This window comes from Anaerostipes hadrus ATCC 29173 = JCM 17467, assembly GCF_030296915.1.
GTDB lineage: Bacteria > Bacillota > Clostridia > Lachnospirales > Lachnospiraceae > Anaerostipes > Anaerostipes hadrus.
Genome location: NZ_AP028031.1, coordinates 403,617 through 422,722, shown reverse-complemented (window position 1 = coordinate 422,722; position 19,106 = coordinate 403,617). Strand labels below are relative to the sequence as shown.

Sequence of the window (19,106 nt, the reverse complement as noted above, 5' to 3'; positions counted from 1 at the left end):
ATGAAAGAATTCGATTTGATCATTAAAAATGGAACCGTCGTAACCTCTACCGAAAGTTTTTTATGCGATGTTGCAGTGAAAGACGGAAAGATTGCTGCCATGGCACAAAATATTGAAGCAGATGCGAAAGAAATTTATGATGCCGCTGGTAAATTAGTTCTTCCTGGTGCTTTAGATGCACATACACATATGGCTATGCCATTTGGTGGAACTGTTTCCGCTGACAGTTACATGGCAGGTACTCGTGCTGCTGCCTGTGGTGGTGTCACAACGATTTTCGACTATCCTGTACAGCACAAAGGAGAAACGATCCGCGGATTAGTTAACTCCAAGAAAGAAGTTTTAGAGAAAGAAGCCTGCGTAGACTATGCAATGCACTGCTGCATCACTGATTTAAATGAAGGTGAGATCCTTGAAGAAATGGAAAAGGCAGTTGCTGAAGGTATCACAAGTTTCAAATGCTTCCTTGTTTACAAAAAAGAAGGAATGATGGTAGATGACGGAATGCTTGCAAGACTGATGCTTCGTGCAAAAGAACTTGGAGCGATGATCAATATCCACGCTGAAAACCCTGATCTGATCGATTATTATACAGAGAAATTCTTAAGTGAAGGTAAAACAAGCGCTTGGTATCATTACATGAGCCGTCCTGAATTCGTAGAAGCTGAGGCCGACAAACGTGCTGTTCACTGGGCTAAGCATTTAGATGCTCCTTTATATCTGGTTCATATGGCAGATAAAGAAGGTCTGGAAGCTTGTATCGAAGCCAAAGAAGAAGGTGCTGACGTATTCGTTGAAACATGTCCACAGTATCTGGAATTTACATGCGACGTATACAAACGCGAAGATGGAAGAAACTTCGTCTGCTCTCCTCCTATGAAAGGACAGGAAAGTCAGGATGCTTTATGGAAAGCAATTAAAAATGGAATGATCGATACAGTTGCTACTGACCACTGCCCATTCCAGAGTTATGAAAAAGACTGGGGTAAAGATGACTTTACAAAGATCCCTAACGGGTGCCCTGGTGTAGAAAACTTATATCCATATATGCTGGATGCCGCAAATAGCGGAAAGATCACTTTTGAGAGAGCTGTTGAATTATGCTCTACAAACGTAGCCAAGATCTTTGGATGCGACAACAAAGGATCTATCAGTGTAGGTAAAGATGCTGACATCGTTATCTACGACAAAGACAAAGACTTCACGATCAGCGTTGATAATATGCACTCTGATCTGGATCATACGATCTGGGAAGGAAAACAGTTACACGGTTATCCAATCCGTACTTACCTTCGTGGAAATGTTGTATATGACAATGGAGACTTTGTCGGAACACCTGGACTCGGTGAATATGTAAAACGAAGCCCAAGAAAACACTAAACCCTATAATACAAACACTTAACATAATTTTATAAAATCAGAGGATTCTTATGAAGAGAAAGAAATTACGACTTACGCCGAAACAAGCTGAACACATGCTCTTTAATGTTCTGGAGATTGGCAGCCGAATGCTCGTCTCCGGAGCTGAGGTCCAACGCGTCGAAAATTCGATCTATCGTATGTGTACTGCATATGGATCGGAAACGACCGAAGTCTTCTGCATGACCTACATGATCGTTGTTACAATTTCCTCCAAGCAATTTGGCACGATTACCTTGTCGAGACGGATTCATAACCTTTCCCTGAATCTATATGAATTACTCTATTTAAATGCTTTATCCAGAAGGATGTGTTCCACTCTTCCGGATATGAAAACGGTCGATCAAAAAATCAGGCAGATCAAAGCGCTGCCAAAGTATGGTCCAATACCCTCCATGCTCATATATGCTTTGATCTCCTCTTCTTTCACAATATTTTTTGGAGGCAGCCTTCCTGATGCCGCCGTTTCCGGTATGATCGGAATCGGTATACGGTGTGTCGAACTTCTCCTTCAACCACTGCCTCTAAACCGTTTTCTTCTGGTTGTATTATTATCAACAGTATCGGGCTGTATGGCCGCATCCTGTGTTTATACAAACGCTATGTTTTCTCTGGATAAGATAAGCATAGGAAATATCATGATCTTGATCCCTGGGCTGATGTTTACCAATTGTATCAGGGAAATGATCTCAGAAAACATGTTATCCGGCTTAACAAGGCTTTTGGAAGCATTATTTATTTCTTCTTCCATCGCCATTGGTTTTGCCATTGCTTACTATCTGCTGTAAAAGGAGGCTTGTACCATGAATCCATATATACAGATCATTGCTGCATTTTTTGGATCTCTTGGGTTTGCGCTTTTGTTTAATCTGCGCGGACAATGGCTGTTCTTCACAGCCTTAGGCGGAGACCTCTCCTGGTGTGTATATCTGATCAGCGGATCCTTTATATCTCACTATGAACGGCAATATTTTGCAGCAGCTTTTTTTCTCGGAATCTATTCCGAACTTATGGCACGTAAAACGAAATCACCTTCCACTCTTTATCTGGTAGTAGGCATGATCCCATTGATTCCAGGAGCCGCACTTTATTATATGATGCGAAATGCCATTCAGACGAATTTTAAAATGTTTGCCGAACGTGGCTTAGAAGCAGTTATTACAGGTGGAGCGATCGCATCTGGTATCATTACCGCCATGGTATGTTGGAACGTGAGCAAATTAAATTTATTAAAAAAGTAAATCAATCTTTAGGAGGTAACTATTATGTACGAATGCAGTTTAGAACGAATGACAGACAAGATCAAAACAATGAGTCAGTTCGGAGATGCCGGACACGGCGGAATCACTCGTTATTCCCTTTCTCCAGAAGCACTGCAGGCAAGAGGTGAGTTTGTACGCCGCATGGAAGCGATCGGAGCTACAATTAAATTTGATGATATGGCGAACTTATATGCAACACTTCCTGGAAGTGAACCAGATCTTCCTGGAATCGTAATGGCTTCTCACTGTGATTCCGTAAAGAACGGTGGAAATTATGACGGAATCTTAGGTGTTATGGGAGCTATGGAAGTTCTTGAAACAGTTGCTGACCAGAACATCCCTCATAAACATAATTTAACAGCTATGATCTGGACAAATGAAGAAGGATCCTTATATCCACCAGCAATGATGTCTTCCGGTGTTATCTGCTATGACTATCTTCCAGAAGATATCCGTGTAAACTTCAAACATGAAGATATGTTAAAATCTACTTCTGTTCTTGATGCTACAAAGACATTCGGTGCTGCCCTTGATGCATCTGGATACAAAGGTGACAAATCAAACCGTTTAAATAACAAAGATTACAAAGCAATGTTCGAATTACATATCGAACAGGGACCTATCCTTGAAGCCGCTGGAAATGACATTGGTGTTGTTACTTGCGTTCTTGGAATGGTTAACTACACGATCAAAGTTTATGGACAGTCTGACCATGCAGGAACAACTCCTATGAAGTATCGTCAGGATGCTTTATATGGAGCTTCTAAAGTTCTTCAGTACCTGCATGATGAATTAGACAAATTAGATCCAGAACTTGTTTACACAACAGGTGAGATCTTCTGTCATCCAAACGTACATACAGTAATTCCTGATTATGTAGAATTCTCATTAGATGCACGTCATGAAAAACCAGAAGTGATCGAACAGGTTGTCAAAGTAATTGAAAATATTCCTAAAGAAGTCGTAAAATGCAAGACTGATTATGAAATTGCATGGACACGTGATACTGTTTACTATGACAAAGAACTTGTTTCTTACGTTCAGGAATCTGTTGATGAACTTGGATATTCTAACCAGAAGATCAACTCCGGTGCTGGACATGATGCTCAGTTCGCAGCTTATATGCTTCCTACAACAATGGTATTCGTTCCATCTAAAGACGGACATTCTCACTGTGAACCTGAATATACATCTCCAGAACAGTGCACACAGGGTGCTTCCGTATTATTAAATGCCGTATTGAAATGTGACGCAAAATAAATACATTTCGCTAATAATATCTTCCTCATATAAGTCAAGAATAAGAGATATATCCTCTAGGATATATCTCTTATTCTTCTGTGTATTTTATACAATTTCTATAAGAATTATCTTTTTATTTTTATGCATTTTGAATAAAATCATCTATGATTTATCCATCTTTTATGATATAATGAACAGATAGGTAATATTTATTTTATGATTCGCATTCTTATTGCTTATGAATCGGAGGTAATTTATGTCAGCTAAAAAAGCGCGCTACTGTATCGGCGAATTATCGACCCTCTGTAATATACCCCAGAAGACTTTACGCTATTACGATGAGATCGGATTATTCACACCAGACTATCGAGACGACAGTACGCACTACCGTTATTATTCAAAATCACAGATCGTCAATCTGATGATCATTAAAACTTTAAAACAAATGGGCTTTCCATTAAAAGATATCCGGCAGATCATATCTGAGAACGATGCTCAGTCCCTTGAGGCGAATATCAATTCACATCTTGAGACGATGCGAGATGATATCATGAAGCGGATCGAGCAGTACACCGAATGCAGCTATCTGCTCCAAAAGATTCAAAATGGAATTGATATTCTAGAAGCATCTTCTTCTCTTCCTTCCGAAGACCTTGCAATCTCTATTGAACATATTCCTAAGATCAGTTTAATGTATGACCGTTCTGAAATGGAAGGATATGATTACTCTGAGATGTCCTTAGACCGATGGATCTCCATTCTTCGGAAAGCAGAGCATTCCAAACATAAGATCATGGGACCTGTTTATGTAACATTTTATGAAGATAATATCATGAACAAGTTCCTCTCAGCAAACTCCATGGTCGAATTTGCAGTCCATATCGAGGATACTTCTTCTACCGATGATATTCGTGATTTCGGGGATTTTGATGCCGTAACCATGATCCATATCGGTAACTATGAGGATATCCCGACTTCTTATATCCAGATGATGAAATGGATCCGCCAGAATGGCTACACTGTTACAGGACCAGCAACAGAAGAATTCATCCTTTCCCCTCTGGATGTCAACGATGAAACTCGCAGGGTGACTAAGATCATTATCCCTGTCGAGAAAGAGAGTAAATAAATTAATATTTGTTATACAAAATAAGAATGCACACCAAAAAGGCTGTAAACTTCTTTGCTTACCCCAAAGAATTTACAGCCTTTTTGCCAGGTTTATTATTTATTAATACTATGAATGAGCTTTATAAGATCTAATATTCATACCAGAACTGTACAACTGTTGATAATGGTGGATCTTCCAGAACATCAATAGAACTTGGATATGGAGGATCTGCTGGTACTTCAATTATCCTAAAAGAACGGACTTCGATCAGTACTTTATTTCCTTCCTGTTTTCTGATTCCAGCGATATATTCCATATAATCTCCGGCAAAACATGGTGTGTAAAGACGAACTTTTTTAACTTCTACACATCTTCCTGTATTTCCAAATGTTTTTGCCATCAAACGTTTTGCTGCATCTTCCATCAGTGTGATACTTCTGGCACCATTTACAACTCCACCACCGTAAAATACGTCACGGTCTGACATTCTATAACGAAAAGTGATTGTATCTTTCATCATTCTTTCTCCTTTCAATCTGTCTTATGTACTTTATTCATCTTCTGGAAAATCATCCAGATGACGCCATGGATCAATAACTGCTCCATCTGGTTGTTCTCCACGTTGTAAGTGTTTCTTAACAACCAGTCTTACATTACCTTCTGTACATAATACAGGCTCATCAAACCATACCATATCTCCTGGTTTGTAGTCTTCTTTCCCAGCTCTGTATGCTGGTGTAGCCAGCTTAAATACTTCAATCCTACAGTCTCTTGATGTATTTCCGATATGTGTTAAAGTAGCTTTGTACTCCATCATATCTCCTACATACACATCCTGATAGATCTTTACATCTTCATATCCCAGACAGAGAGATTCATCTCCATCTACCAAGATCATTTCTTCTGTTTCAACATCTCCGATAAAGTCAAACTGACGTCCAACTGGTACGATTCCATCTGGATTATTTGCATCCGCTGTCGTCATATTGTAACTTAAATAAGATACTTTTCTCATGTTGCTCCTCCTTATGAAATAAAAGTAATTAAATTACGCCTTCTTCTTTTAACTGTGCTTCTTCTTCTTCGGTTAATCCAAAGATCTCTCTGTTATGCTCTCCTAGAAGTGGGGAAGGCGTTTCTACAACTCCTGGAGTTTCTGACATCTTCGTAACACATCCCTGGAAATAAAGATCTCCTGCCGTAGGATGTTCGCAGTGAACCATCATCTCTCTTGCCTGTGTATGTGGATGTTCGATCGCTTCTTTTACATCTAATACCGGTCCACATGGAATTCCTGCTTCATCCATGATATATTCAATCTCTTTCTTTGTATGTTCCATACACCATCCACGGATCAGTTCCTGCAGTTCCGGCAGGTAATTCTTACACCTTAGATCATTGGTTTCGTATCTTGGATCACCAAGCAGCTCTTCATGTCCGATCGTATGACAAAATGTATCAAATAATCTGTCATTTCCTACCCCGAGTGCTGTAAATCCGTCCTTACAAGGGAAAATATCAAATGGAGCAATGGATGGGTCTATGTTTCCATTTCTCTGCGATATCTCCCCTGCCATTGTATAATTCACTAAGGCATTTTCAAGAAGACTGAATATTGTATCAAACATAGATACATCAACCTGCTGCCCTTCTCCGGTCATATCACGATGATGAAGGGCTGCCAATACACCAACTGTTAAATAAATCCCTGATACATGGTCTGCGACAGATGGACCAACTTTGACTGGATCTGTATCTTTAAAACCAGTCAGATTCACCATTCCGCCCATTGCCTGCGCCACGATATCATAGCAGGCTCTGTGTGTTAATGGTCCATACTGTCCAAATCCGGAACAGGATGCATAGATAATGGATGGATTGATCTTCTTTACCGTCTCATAATCAATCCCCAGCTTCTTTGTAACCCCGCCACGATAATTCTCAACAAGAATATCTGCATCCTTTACCAGATCATAAAACATCTGCTTTCCTTTTTCAGATTTCAGGTTTAATGTTGCACCCTTTTTATTTCTGTTTACATAACAGTAAAATCCGCTCTCTCCGCTCTTTTCATCAATTGGACCCCATGTTCTGCACTGATCTCCGTGTAGAGGCTCGATTTTTAATACGTCCGCTCCATAATCAGCTAACATCATCGTGCAAAACGGTCCACTTAAAGCTGAAGTAAGATCAACTACCTTAATTCCTTCCAATGCTTTTTTCATTTCGACACCTCCTATTTGTTCTTATTTACGAAACATATTTCCGCTGATGACAAGTTTCTGAATTTCATTTGTTCCTTCGTAGATCTGTGTGATCTTAGCATCACGCAGCATTCTTTCTACATGATATTCTTTCATATATCCATTTCCACCCAGCATCTGTACAGCTTCTGTGGCTACATGCATTGCTGCATCTGTACAAACCATCTTCGCTTTAGCCGCTGGTACACTGTAGCTTCTGCCTTCCTGCTTATCTGTTGCTGCTTTGTATAACATATACTGAGCCATCTCGATCTCTGTCTCTAACTCAGCCATCTTAAATGCTAAATACTGATTCTTGTATAATGGTTTTCCGAACTGTTCTCTCTCTTTTAAATAATTAAATGCGATGTCGTAAGCTCCTTTGGCAATTCCAAGTCCCTGGGCTGCAACACCAATACGTCCTCCATCCAGGTCTTTCATTGCAACAGCAAATCCTTTTCCTTCTTCTCCGAGCATGTTCTCTTTTGGAACTCTTACATTATCAAAGATGACCTCAGATACCTGTGCACATCTGATTCCGCACTTATCTTCGATCTTACCAATGGATACACCCTCCCATTCACGTTCTACGATGAATGCTGTTAATCCTTTTGTCTTTAATTCTGGATTCGTAAGAGCAACTACCATATAGTAATCTGCTAATGGTCCATTTGTAATGAAGCATTTTAATCCATTCAGAATATATTCTTTTCCATTCCAGATCGCTGTTGTTTTACATCCTGCTGCATCAGAACCTGCATCTGGTTCTGTTAAACAAAATGATCCCATTTTCTTTCCAGACAGAACTTCTGGCAGATATTTTTTCTTCTGTTCTTCATTTCCATCATTGATCAGAGCACCAGAGTATAATGAAGTACATACAGAATAAGCAATTCCTACAGATGAATTGATCTTGGAGATTTCTTCTAATGCTAATACATAGGATAAATAATCTCCTCCCTGACCACCATATTCTTTTGGAAATGGAAGCCCGACAAATCCCATTTCTCCCATTTTCTTATATGCTTCTTCTGGGAAACATCCTGCTGCATCATCTTCAAGAACTGTTTCCTGTAATACAGTCTGAGCAAACTGTCTTGCACTCTGCTGAACTGCCTTCTGCTGTGGAGTTAATTCAAAATTCATAGTTTCATCCTTTCTGCATATTGCACATTTTATTTTCTACCTCGTATATTTGTAGTGTAGTCTATCCTTTCAGTGCAGAGTCAAGCAGTATTCTTGATATTTTTTATGCAGATTGTACAAAAAAAAGACCAACTTTCCACTTACTGGATAGTTGATCTTTTTTCTCATTTAGCTATATTTGTCTTCTCAGACTCTATTTTTTCACATATTTTGATGTAACTTTCAGTCGTGCCATAGCACGTGACAATGCTGCCTGTGTATGATAGTACTGCAAACGGCTTTGTTTCTGTTTGAGTCGTTCTTCTGCTCTTGTTTTGGCCTCTCTTGCACGGATGATGTCAATGTCTTCTGGGCGTTCCACCGTATCTACCACGATGACTACGAAATCTCTGGTGACATCTGCGAATCCTTCACCAACAACACAAACTTTCCATTCCCCATCAACTTTAAAACGAAGCTCTCCTGCAACAACGGCCGTTACTGTATCTTCATGGTTTGCTAATACACCGTAAAGTCCGTCCACTGCTGGGAAAATGACGTGTTCACAAGCTCCGCTGTAGAACTTTTTGTCACTGGCAATGATCTCAAAATAAAAGGTTTCTGCCATTTACATCACCTCTTTTGCCTTTTCCTTTACATCATCAATTGTTCCGACCATCAAGAAGGCCTGTTCTGGATATTCATCCATTTCTCCATCTAAGATCGCTTTGAATCCTCGAATCGTTTCTTTGACAGGAACGTATTTACCAGGGATTCCTGTAAATGTTTCTGCTACGTTAAATGGCTGAGATAAGAATTTCTGAATCTTTCTTGCACGGTATACTGTGATCTTATCTTCTTCGTCTAATTCTTCCATACCAAGGATCGCAATGATATCCTGTAATTCTTTGTATCTCTGAAGTGCTTCTTCTACACGTCTTGCTACTTCATAGTGTTCTTCTCCAACGATGTCTGGCTCTAAGATACGAGAGCTTGATTCCAGTGGGTCTACGGCTGGATAGATACCCTGTTCAGAAATCGCTCTTGATAATACAGTTGTTGCATCCAGATGGGCAAATGTTGTTGCTGGCGCTGGGTCAGTTAAATCATCGGCTGGCACATAAACTGCCTGTACAGATGTGATAGATCCGTTCTTTGTAGATGTGATACGTTCCTGTAAGGCACCGACTTCATTTGCCAGTGTTGGCTGGTAACCTACAGCTGATGGCATACGTCCTAACAGGGCTGATACCTCTGATCCTGCCTGTACATAACGGAAAATGTTATCGATGAATAATAACACGTTCTGTTTTTCCTGATCACGGAAATATTCGGCCATTGTAAGTCCTGTCTGGGCAACTCTCATACGAGATCCAGGTGGCTCATTCATCTGTCCAAAGACTAAGGCTGTATTTTTGATAACTCCGGATTCTGTCATTTCATTCCAGAGGTCATTTCCTTCTCTTGAACGTTCTCCTACACCTGTGAAGATGGAATATCCACCATGTTCTGTTGCGATATTATGAATCAGTTCCTGAATTAAGACTGTCTTACCAACTCCAGCACCACCAAACAGACCAATCTTACCACCTTTTGCATATGGAGCTAAAAGGTCGATGACTTTAATACCTGTCTCAAACATTTCTACAACAGGGCTCTGGTCTTCAAATTTAGGTGGTTCACGATGGATCGCCCATTTTTCTTCTGATTCTACAGGTTCTCCTTTATCAATTGCTTCTCCAAGTACGTTAAACATACGTCCTAATGTCTGTTTTCCAACTGGAACTTTGATTGGTCCACCAGTTGCTGTGACTTCCATTCCTTTGTGAAGTCCTTCACTGGCTGCTAACAGGATACAGCGTACAGTACGATTTCCCATATGCTGTTCCACTTCCATAACAACTTCTTTTCCTTTATTAACAACGGTCAAGGCGTCATGAATCAAAGGGAGCTGTTCAGTTTCAAATTCTACGTCGATTACTGGACCAAGAATCTGTACGATTTTTCCTTTTTCCATTTTATTTCCCTTCCTTCACTGTTACTCTTTCTTTAATGATTTAGCTCCGGCACACACCTCAGTGATCTCCTGAGTGATCGCTGCCTGACGAGCACGGTTATACATAAGTCCCAGTGATCTTATCATTTCTCTCGCACTCTTGCTTGCACCTTCCATCGCCATCATTCTGGCGTTTAATTCACTGGAAAATGATTCTACCATCGCACCATAGACAAGTCCTTTGATATAGTTTGGTGCCAGGCGGTCAAGCACCGCCTTTACGGATGGCTGAAATTCTGTCATATGTGATCTCTTTCCTTTTCCTGCAAACTCATACTGATCTGGGTTTAATGGTAACACACGGATCATCTTTGGTTCTGAGGTAATGGATGTGATCATCTTAGTATAAATAATATAGACTTCGTCAAGTTCTCCTGATACATATTCCTCGATCATTTTTTCTGCAATTCTTCTTGCTCTGTAAATCGTAGGATCCTGTGTTGTATAGAAGAAATCCTCGTCCATCTGGGCTGCATTTCTTCGTCCGAAATAATTACGTCCCATATATCCGATCACGAACAGTTTGTCATCTTCATTAATATTCTCTTCTGCCATTTTTGTAATGTTATGATTATAGGCCCCGGCAAGTCCACGGTCTGCAGTCATCACAAGATATCCTTTTTTTGGATGTTCTTTCTTTCTTTTGTTTAAGAAAATGTGCTGAAGATCTGGCGTATGTGCCATGATATCAAGCAGAGATGCCTGAAGCATTTCAAAGTATGGAGTTGTGGCATCTAACTGCTTTCTTGCTTTCTTTAATTTGGAAGATGAGATCAGATACATCGCATTTGTGATCTTTAATGTATCTTCGATACTGTTCATCCTTGTTTTAATTTCTCTGATATTTGCCATAGTGATCACCTACTTTAAATAGGCTTCTATCGCCTCTTGGATCTCTTTTGCAATGTCATCTGTTAAGACTTTGCCTTCGTCGATCTTCTTCACTGTCTCTGGATATTTCTGTTCAAAGAATGCTGTCATTTCTTCTGTCTCTGCCTTTAATTCTTTGACTGGAACATCATTTAACATCTTATGACCTGCTGCAAACAGAAGTAAAATCTGTTTATGTAATGCCATTGGATGGTACAATGGCTGTTTTAACAGTTCAATCAGATGAGATCCATAATTTAATGTTGCTTTTGTTCCATCGTCAAGGTCTGAACTAAACTGTGTAAATACCTCAAGTTCTCGATACTGAGCTAAGTCAATACGAAGGTTTCCGGCTACTTTCTTCATAATCTTTGTCTGGGCTGCTCCACCTACACGGGATACAGAAAGTCCGACATTGACCGCTGGTCTTACACCGGAGAAGAATAACTCACTTTCAAGGAAGATCTGTCCGTCTGTGATAGAGATTACGTTTGTAGGAATGTACGCGGATACGTCTCCTGCCTGTGTTTCGATGATCGGTAATGCTGTGATAGATCCACCACCAAGTTCATCACTTAATCGGCAAGAACGCTCTAGTAATCTTGAATGTAAGTAGAATACATCTCCAGGGTAAGCTTCACGTCCAGGTGGACGATCCAGCAGTAAGGAAATTGCACGATAAGCAACGGCGTGCTTAGACAGATCATCATATACGATCAAAACGTCTTTTCCCTGATGCATAAAATGCTCTGCGATCGCTGTTCCTGCATATGGTGCAATGTACTGTAAAGATGCAAGGTCACTTGCAGATGCGGATACAACGATAGAGTAATCCATAGCACCATGTTTACTTAATGTTGTTACGATCTGTGATACTGTTGATGCTTTCTGTCCGATCGCTACATAAATACAGATAACATCCTGTCCTTTTTGATTTAAGATCGTATCAACTGCGATCGATGTTTTACCTGTCTGACGGTCACCGATGATCAGCTCACGCTGTCCACGTCCGATCGGGAACATAGAGTCGATCGCTAAGATACCTGTCTGTAATGGCTGGTCAACAGATTTTCTGTCGATAACTCCTGCTGCCTCATGTTCGATTGGTCTTCTCTCGTCAGTTTTAATCTCACCTTTTCCATCGATTGGTTCTCCGATCGCATTAACGACACGTCCGATCATAGCATCTCCAACCGGGATATCTGCCTGTACGCCGGTTCTTGCTACTTTAGATCCTTCCATTAATCCATGATCGGAACCAAGTAAAACACAACCGATACAGTTTCTTTCAACATTCAGTACAAGTCCGTGGACACCTGTTTCAAAAATAACAAGTTCTCCATACATTGCCTGGTCCATTCCATAGACTGTTGCAATACCGTCTGCGATCTGAATGATTCTTCCTTCTTCTTTGACCTCAGTTTTCTGGTCATAGTTTTCAATTTGATCTTTTAATACAGAAACGACTGTTTCTGGATTGATACTGCTCACCTGATCCTCACCTCCATGTAAGTTTCTGCTGTAATTTTCTCATTTTTCCACTCAGGCTGTTATCATAAACGTGGTCTCCAACTTTCAGTACAAAACCACCGATCAAGTCTTTCTCTTCTTTTAAAGTAAGCTCTACCTTGTCCGCCTGATATTGTTTCATAAGATACTGTTTGATTCGCTCAAGCTGTTCGTCTTTTGGCATTGTCACATAGTCAAACTCTGCCTTAATGATCTTATCTGTCTTGCGTTTTAGTTCATCATAATACTCAACTGCCTCGTCAAAACAAGCGATATCATCATTATCACATACAACTTTTAAGAAACTTTTTATATCATCAGAAAACAACTTTTCCACCACATTTTCTTTTTCTTTCTTTGTGATCGTTGGATTCTCTAATGCACTTAAAAGTTCTTCATTTTCATGAAGCATGTCCTGTGCTTTTTGCAAACTTTCTTTTTTGATTCCAAGTTCAAACAATACCTGTCCATACGTCATGGAAATTCTCTTCATATGCTAGACACCTGCCTCTTTCAGGAAATCATCCAAAAGCTTCTCGTTGCCTTTGTCGTTTGCTTCTTTTTCCACAACTTTCGAAGCTGCCATAAGTGCGATACCTGCGATCTCTGTCTGAAGACCTGCGATCGTCTTTTGTTTCTCAGCTTCAATATCTTTACGGGCATTTTCTTTCATAAGAGCAATCTCTTCTTTTGTCTGATCCATCTTATTCTGGTATTCATTCTTGGCTCTTGCTCTTGCGTCGGAAACGATCTGTCCTGCCTCATCCTTTGCCTGTGCAAGGTTTTTCTCGTATTCCTGCTTGATCTCTTCTGCTTCAGCTTTCGTCTGTGCTGCATCATCTAAGTCACTTGAGATCATTTTTTTTCTTTTCTCCATGACCTCACTGACTGGACCAAATAAGAATTTTCTAAGCAACAGATAAAATACGACAATGTTGACGATCGGCCAGATAATGCCCCAGTCTAATTTCAGAAACATATCTTCCGCCTCCTACTTCTATTTCATTACGATTAACAGAATCGCAACAACCAATCCATAAATTGATGTAGCTTCGGCTAATGCACAACCAAGTAATAATGTTTTATTGATATTTCCAGCTTCTTCTGGCTGTCTTGCGATCGCTCCAAGTGCTCCATTTGTTGCAACACCGATACCAATACCTGCTCCTAAACCTGTTAATACTGCAATTCCTGCTCCAATAGCTGCTAATCCCATAGTTCTAATCTCCTTTTAAATAAAAATTAAATTTGTGTATCTGTCATGATACATCTTACTCAATTGATTCACTGATAAACAGTGATGTTAACAATACAAATACATATGCCTGCAACAACCCATCGAAAAAGTCGAAGTAACAACTAAATGGTAATGGCACGATTGCTGGTGCGATATGTGTGATCAATTCCATCAAAACGAATGCTCCTAAGACATTTCCAAAAAGTCGCATACACAGTGATAACGGTCTTGTAAATAATTCAAGGATGTTAATGGCCGCCATCATTGGCATAGGTTCCACATAACTGTGTATATATCCCTTCAATCCTTTCTCGTGGATTCCGGAATATATGATCAAAAACAAACTGATGATCGCTAATCCTGCGGTAACATTCAGATCTTTCGTTGGCGGTTTTGCTCTGAAAAATCCCGAAATATTTGCACAGCCAAGATAAATCAGAATTGTTCCAAGAAACGGTATGTAACGTTTCCCTTTTTCGCCGACCAGACCACCGATGAAGTTATAGATGAAACCAACTAAGGCTTCCACATAAACTTGCGGTCCTTCTGGTATGACTTTCAGGTTCCGTACGAATATGATGCAGAGCAACACTACGATTGCCATGATCACCCATGTTGTTACGGCTGACTGCGGTACTGGAATACCTCCACCGATGGGGATCGTAAAGCTTGTCTTAAGTGACAACTCTTCCATCAGATAATCTCCCAATGAACCCATTTTCTCCTCACCTTCTTTAATTTTAATTTTTTGCAGAGATTCAAGGGTTTAATTCCTGCAAAAGTAAAAGAGTGTCTACGATATATCTTGTAAACACCCTTGTTCTGGAAGTTATTTTATTCCTCAAATTTTTATTTGTCAATTCTTTTTCCGTTAAGATTGTGTTTGTTTTTTGTTTAATACTTACAAAGAACCACTTCTAAATTTAGTAAAAAGCACCAAAACATAAGGGTTTTCAGTGTATACAAATGAACATTGGTCAGTTTTTTTCGTGTTAAGATCTGATAATTTTTTTCTGCTTCTTAACTGAATCTTAACTGTTTTTTATCATCTTCAAAGTGATTTTGTATACAAAAAAAGACATGCAAACTGTTGATCACTTCTAAAAAACTGTCTGCATATCTTATTTATTCATATGGCTTATATCTTATTTTTATATAACTTTGATTTTCTCTTCTAGTCTTCGATCATATTGATACGACGAATGTGTCTCTCATCATTTGAGAATTCTGTCTCAAGGAATGTATCAACGATATCAAGTGCTAAACCTTCTCCAACAACACGTGCTCCCATTGCAAGAATGTTTGCATCATTATGTTCTCTTGTTGCGTGTGCGCTGAATGTGTCACTGCAAAGTGCTGCACGGATTCCTTTGATCTTATTCGCTGTAATAGAGATTCCGATTCCTGTTCCACAGATTAAGATTCCCTGTTTTACTTCTCCGTCTTTGACTGCATTCGCAACTGCTTTTGCATAAACTGGATAATCGCAGGATTCTTCTGAATAGCATCCATAATCTTTCACTGCATATCCTTTTTCTTCCAGATGTTTGATAACTGCCTGTTTTAATGCATACCCACCGTGATCACTACCAATACCTATCATTTTGTTTCCTCCTAGTCTTTCTTGCCATATTTTCTTAACTAAACGGGCAATCTGTTCAAAACAGCGCTCGTAGTCGTCATCTTCCATGCCGTATGGGTCAATGATCGCACCTTCCACTCTGGCATATTCGTTCAATGTCGCGATCTCTTTGTATCCATGATATTCTTCTAAGATCTTATCTTTCTGCTCTTCTGTCATGGTTAAGATCAGATCGCTTTCTTCTACTTCTTCCTGCGTAAGCTGCGCCGACCGAAAATCAAGACTTTCAATCCCGCATGTCTTTATTACCATGTCTGCTGCTTTGACATGGACAGGTTCTGGAAATAATACGACCAGCCCTCTTGAGATCACTTCAACATTCTTCTGATCTGCATCCAAAAGATACTGGCGAAGGATCGACTCTGCAATAAAGCTTCGGCACGTATTATTCGTACTCACCATTATTATCTTCTTCAAAATATTCTCCTTTTTAAATACGGAGGATTTCATGTCCTGCTGCTTTTACCATACGGTTCATAATCGCCTCACTTAAGGGTTCACCTTCAAATCCTTCGGAATAGATCATATCAACATCCTTATGGTCAAATTCTCTTAATACATCATATAAATGTGCTGTTACTGTCTCGAGATGTGCTCTCTGTCCTACAGAAACAACTTCATCTGCCTGATAGAGGTCTTTTGTCTCATCCGATGCAATGATTCCTATCTTCTTACCCTGTTCCTTTTGTTCTTTCGCAAGCTGATTGATATGATCAACGACTTTCTCCTGATCATCGCCTAATACAAGCACCATCTCCGCCTTTGGTGCATAGTGTTTGTACTTCATTCCAGGTGCTCTTGGAATTCCGTGATCGCTTGCTTTTAAAGATGTATTCATCAATACTTCACACCCAAGAAATTCTTCCATGGACTCCTTTGTGATCCATCCTGGTCTTAGGATCACTGGAACTATTTCTGTAAAATCAATGATCGTTGATTCTACACCTACCATAACAGCTCCCCCATCTAAGATCATCGGAATCTTTCCATGAAGATCTTCCATGACATGTTCTGCTTTTGTCGGACTTGGACGCCCAGATGTATTCGCACTTGGTGCTGCGATCGGCACTCCTGATCTTCTGATCAGCTCTAATGCAACTGGATGATCCGGCATACGGATCGCTACTGTATCAAGTCCGCCTGTCACACAATCTGGTACCTGATCCGCTTTCTGCAAGATTACCGTCATAGGTCCCGGCCAGAAATGTTCCATCGCACGTCTTGCATTATCTGGAATCTCTTTGACCAGAGATTCTACCATCTGCATATCACATACGTGAAGAATCAATGGATTATCAGAAGGTCTTCCCTTCGCTGCATAGATCTTCTTTGCCGCATCAGGAAGTAATCCATTTCCTCCAAGACCATAGACTGTCTCTGTTGGAAATGCAACAAGTTCGCCTGCTTTGATCAGCTCTCCTGCTTCTTCCATGTCCTTTTTGCAATCTTCCATATTATTAATTTTTACAAGTCTTGTTTCCATATTAAACTCTCCTGACTTTTAATCTTTCTTCAATGATTAAATGTAGTCATTTGGATTTATTATAACATTAAATATGGAAAAAATAAAGTATTGCACCATTGAGACTTTGCAATTTATACTTTTGATACTTACATCATATAATGATTAATAAAAAGAAAAAGGATGTTCTTCCTATGAATCAACAACATCGTTTCATCTTCTGGGGTGTTCTTCTGATCGTCGTTTTATTATCTGTTTCTTCTATTACATTCCCTATCTTTGTTGCACAGACTGTCAAGAATCAGAATGTGATCTGTATCGATGCCGGACATGGCGGTTCTGATCCTGGGAAGGTTGGAAATTCGAATATTTTAGAAAAGGATATCAATCTTTCTCTTGCATTAAAGCTTCAAAAACTTCTGGAAAAGAAAAATTATAAAGTATATATGACAAGAAATGGGGACTATAATCTTGCGGATTCGAAAGAAAATGAGAAACGAAGTGATCTATCCAATCGAAAGCAGCTCATTTTTGAGAATGATCCTATGGCAGTGATCAGCATTCATCAGAATAGTTATCCAAGCAGTGATGTCCATGGAGCTCAGGTTTTCTATCCGCAAGGGTCTGAAAAATCAAAGCAGTTAGCGGATCATATCCAGTCTGCTTTGATCAAGGGGCTTGATCCGAACAATCACAGGGAGGCAAAGGCAAATGCTGAGTATTATCTGTTTCGAGATAATCCTTATCCGATCGTGATCGTGGAATGTGGTTTTTTATCTAATCCTGAGGAATTGAAAGCTCTTCAGGATGATGGGTATCAGAAAAAAGCTGTTCAATGTATCTTAGATGGCATTGAAAGCTATCTAGCAGATATATAATGATAAGAGTGTCAATAAGTATAAATTGCTTATTTGTGCAAGCACACAATTTATACTTTTGACACTTACATCATATAGTTATGAAAAGCCATTGCGGTTATATCAACCACAATGGCTTTTCATTAATTTTATATCTTTTTCCCGCAGTACGGACAATAGTCTGGTGAGAATCCTCTTAAATTCAATAATCCTCTACAGTAAGGACATCTCATAAAACAAATTGCAATAATATTTCCAAAAATAACAATTATTATTCCAATAGCGATCACAATTTTTTGCATCTTCTCATCTGGTAACAAAGCACCGAATACTACGATAACAGAAGCTAACAACCAACAAATCCAATAAATTTTTCTAACTTTTCGATGATCCATAATAGTTTTCCTTTATTTTATATTTTACAAAATCACTTGAATTAATATTATATCATATTCCAGATGGACTAGGTGGATTGGATAATATTTCATACGCTCAAGTTATCATACCTAAACAAATAGTTCAATCTATTTTACATCCATTTAGCTATACTTTTACATTATATTAACTTAATCTAACATAAAATTTACAATCATATAATTTATTCAAAAACTGTTTCTCCTAATTCAGTAAAACGTATTATATATTATTATCAGAATATAATAATAATGAGCTGGGAAATTAATCTCCCAGCTCTGCTATACTCTTTGCATATTATTCTTTGATTTTCTGATATTCTATGGCGTAGATCTCTCCTTCCTGATCGTTGACATACTCTTTCATGTAAGAATCATCTTCGTTGAGTATTAGATTTAGATGTTCCAGATTCGCATCACTTATTGTAATGCCGTCCACACGGATCGCCAGTCCTTGTGACAGATAATAAGATAATTCATCATGACTTGTCATACGTACCCTCCAATCTTATTAAGCAGATGTTTCTTGTTACAATTTCCTACCATATATAATGAAAGTTTCTTCCTTACATGGTCAGTGTTTCTTGTGGTATATAAAAATTCCGCACTGTTTCCAAATGTAAGTCTTGTCGCGACATAATGTAATTATATACATAAT

General features: G+C 39.2%; 22 protein-coding genes and 1 pseudogene. 6 read left to right on the top strand and 17 right to left on the bottom strand.

Annotation, left to right across the window (positions count from 1 at the left end):
* The 5 genes from hydA to QUE18_RS01965 all read left to right on the top strand — a co-directional run bounded on the left by hydA (position 1) and on the right by QUE18_RS01965 (position 5,052).
* Complete coding sequence (hydA, locus tag QUE18_RS01985) at positions 1–1,380, top strand: dihydropyrimidinase (protein WP_008394003.1); 1,380 nt, start codon at positions 1–3, stop codon at positions 1,378–1,380.
* 50 nt (positions 1,381–1,430) lie between these two features.
* Positions 1,431–2,207 (top strand): threonine/serine exporter family protein, encoded by a 777-nt coding sequence (locus QUE18_RS01980; protein ID WP_009203266.1) that lies wholly within the window; start codon positions 1,431–1,433, stop codon positions 2,205–2,207.
* Between the two features lie 15 nt (positions 2,208–2,222).
* A complete protein-coding gene (locus tag QUE18_RS01975; protein WP_009203267.1) occupies positions 2,223–2,660 on the top strand; it encodes a threonine/serine exporter family protein in 438 nt (145 codons plus the stop codon).
* Between the two features lie 24 nt (positions 2,661–2,684).
* Positions 2,685–3,941 carry a Zn-dependent hydrolase gene (locus QUE18_RS01970; protein ID WP_040344101.1) on the top strand — a complete coding sequence of 419 codons (1,257 nt, stop codon included), beginning with the start codon at positions 2,685–2,687 and terminating at the stop codon, positions 3,939–3,941.
* A gap of 238 nt (positions 3,942–4,179) precedes the next feature.
* Positions 4,180–5,052: a MerR family transcriptional regulator gene (locus QUE18_RS01965; protein ID WP_081018796.1), complete on the top strand. Its 873-nt coding sequence runs from the start codon at positions 4,180–4,182 to the stop codon at positions 5,050–5,052.
* A gap of 130 nt (positions 5,053–5,182) precedes the next feature.
* Here QUE18_RS01965 and QUE18_RS01960 read toward each other — a convergent pair whose 3' ends face one another.
* The 15 genes and pseudogenes from QUE18_RS01960 to QUE18_RS01895 all read right to left on the bottom strand — a co-directional run bounded on the left by QUE18_RS01960 (position 5,183) and on the right by QUE18_RS01895 (position 17,199).
* Positions 5,183–5,554, bottom strand: coding sequence for a hotdog fold domain-containing protein (locus QUE18_RS01960; protein WP_009203270.1), 372 nt, complete (start codon positions 5,552–5,554; stop codon positions 5,183–5,185).
* Between the two features lie 30 nt (positions 5,555–5,584).
* Positions 5,585–6,049, bottom strand: a complete 465-nt coding sequence (locus QUE18_RS01955; protein WP_009264568.1) for a hypothetical protein — start codon at positions 6,047–6,049, stop codon at positions 5,585–5,587.
* Positions 6,050–6,077: 28 nt separating this feature from the next.
* A complete protein-coding gene (locus QUE18_RS01950) occupies positions 6,078–7,259 on the bottom strand; it encodes a CaiB/BaiF CoA transferase family protein (protein ID WP_008393996.1) in 1,182 nt (393 codons plus the stop codon).
* A gap of 21 nt (positions 7,260–7,280) precedes the next feature.
* Positions 7,281–8,423 carry an acyl-CoA dehydrogenase family protein gene (locus QUE18_RS01945; protein ID WP_009203271.1) on the bottom strand — a complete coding sequence of 381 codons (1,143 nt, stop codon included), beginning with the start codon at positions 8,421–8,423 and terminating at the stop codon, positions 7,281–7,283.
* A 193-nt stretch (positions 8,424–8,616) separates the two neighbouring features.
* Positions 8,617–9,030, bottom strand: coding sequence for an ATP synthase F1 subunit epsilon (atpC, locus tag QUE18_RS01940; protein ID WP_008393994.1), 414 nt, complete (start codon positions 9,028–9,030; stop codon positions 8,617–8,619).
* Positions 9,031–10,419, bottom strand: a complete 1,389-nt coding sequence (gene atpD / locus QUE18_RS01935) for a F0F1 ATP synthase subunit beta (RefSeq protein WP_008393993.1) — start codon at positions 10,417–10,419, stop codon at positions 9,031–9,033.
* Between the two features lie 21 nt (positions 10,420–10,440).
* Positions 10,441–11,310, bottom strand: a complete 870-nt coding sequence (gene atpG, locus QUE18_RS01930; protein WP_022091061.1) for an ATP synthase F1 subunit gamma — start codon at positions 11,308–11,310, stop codon at positions 10,441–10,443.
* A 9-nt stretch (positions 11,311–11,319) separates the two neighbouring features.
* Entirely contained in the window at positions 11,320–12,819 is a 1,500-nt protein-coding gene (gene atpA / locus QUE18_RS01925; RefSeq protein ID WP_008393991.1) for a F0F1 ATP synthase subunit alpha, read from the bottom strand.
* Between the two features lie 7 nt (positions 12,820–12,826).
* Positions 12,827–13,330, bottom strand: a complete 504-nt coding sequence (gene atpH, locus QUE18_RS01920; RefSeq protein ID WP_009203273.1) for an ATP synthase F1 subunit delta — start codon at positions 13,328–13,330, stop codon at positions 12,827–12,829.
* 3 nt (positions 13,331–13,333) lie between these two features.
* Positions 13,334–13,816 (bottom strand): F0F1 ATP synthase subunit B, encoded by a 483-nt coding sequence (gene atpF, locus QUE18_RS01915; RefSeq protein ID WP_009203274.1) that lies wholly within the window; start codon positions 13,814–13,816, stop codon positions 13,334–13,336.
* Between the two features lie 18 nt (positions 13,817–13,834).
* A complete protein-coding gene (gene atpE, locus QUE18_RS01910) occupies positions 13,835–14,053 on the bottom strand; it encodes an ATP synthase F0 subunit C (protein ID WP_008393988.1) in 219 nt (72 codons plus the stop codon).
* Between the two features lie 55 nt (positions 14,054–14,108).
* On the bottom strand, positions 14,109–14,792 hold the full coding sequence (locus QUE18_RS01905; RefSeq protein WP_008393987.1) for a F0F1 ATP synthase subunit A: 684 nt from the start codon (positions 14,790–14,792) through the stop codon (positions 14,109–14,111).
* A 456-nt stretch (positions 14,793–15,248) separates the two neighbouring features.
* Entirely contained in the window at positions 15,249–15,677 is a 429-nt protein-coding gene (gene rpiB, locus QUE18_RS13930) for a ribose 5-phosphate isomerase B (protein ID WP_039862249.1), read from the bottom strand.
* Positions 15,678–15,767: 90 nt separating this feature from the next.
* A pseudogene (locus QUE18_RS13925) lies at positions 15,768–16,118 on the bottom strand (arsenate reductase/protein-tyrosine-phosphatase family protein); the annotation flags it as partial.
* A 28-nt stretch (positions 16,119–16,146) separates the two neighbouring features.
* Positions 16,147–17,199: an L-threonylcarbamoyladenylate synthase gene (locus QUE18_RS01895; protein ID WP_009203275.1), complete on the bottom strand. Its 1,053-nt coding sequence runs from the start codon at positions 17,197–17,199 to the stop codon at positions 16,147–16,149.
* 173 nt (positions 17,200–17,372) lie between these two features.
* Between QUE18_RS01895 and QUE18_RS01890 the strand changes: the two genes are divergently transcribed.
* Positions 17,373–18,056, top strand: coding sequence for an N-acetylmuramoyl-L-alanine amidase (locus QUE18_RS01890; protein ID WP_022091059.1), 684 nt, complete (start codon positions 17,373–17,375; stop codon positions 18,054–18,056).
* A 128-nt stretch (positions 18,057–18,184) separates the two neighbouring features.
* Here QUE18_RS01890 and QUE18_RS01885 read toward each other — a convergent pair whose 3' ends face one another.
* Positions 18,185–18,430 (bottom strand): hypothetical protein, encoded by a 246-nt coding sequence (locus QUE18_RS01885; RefSeq protein WP_008393953.1) that lies wholly within the window; start codon positions 18,428–18,430, stop codon positions 18,185–18,187.
* A 316-nt stretch (positions 18,431–18,746) separates the two neighbouring features.
* A complete protein-coding gene (locus tag QUE18_RS01880; protein ID WP_008393951.1) occupies positions 18,747–18,941 on the bottom strand; it encodes a hypothetical protein in 195 nt (64 codons plus the stop codon).
* Positions 18,942–19,106 lie beyond the last annotated feature (165 nt).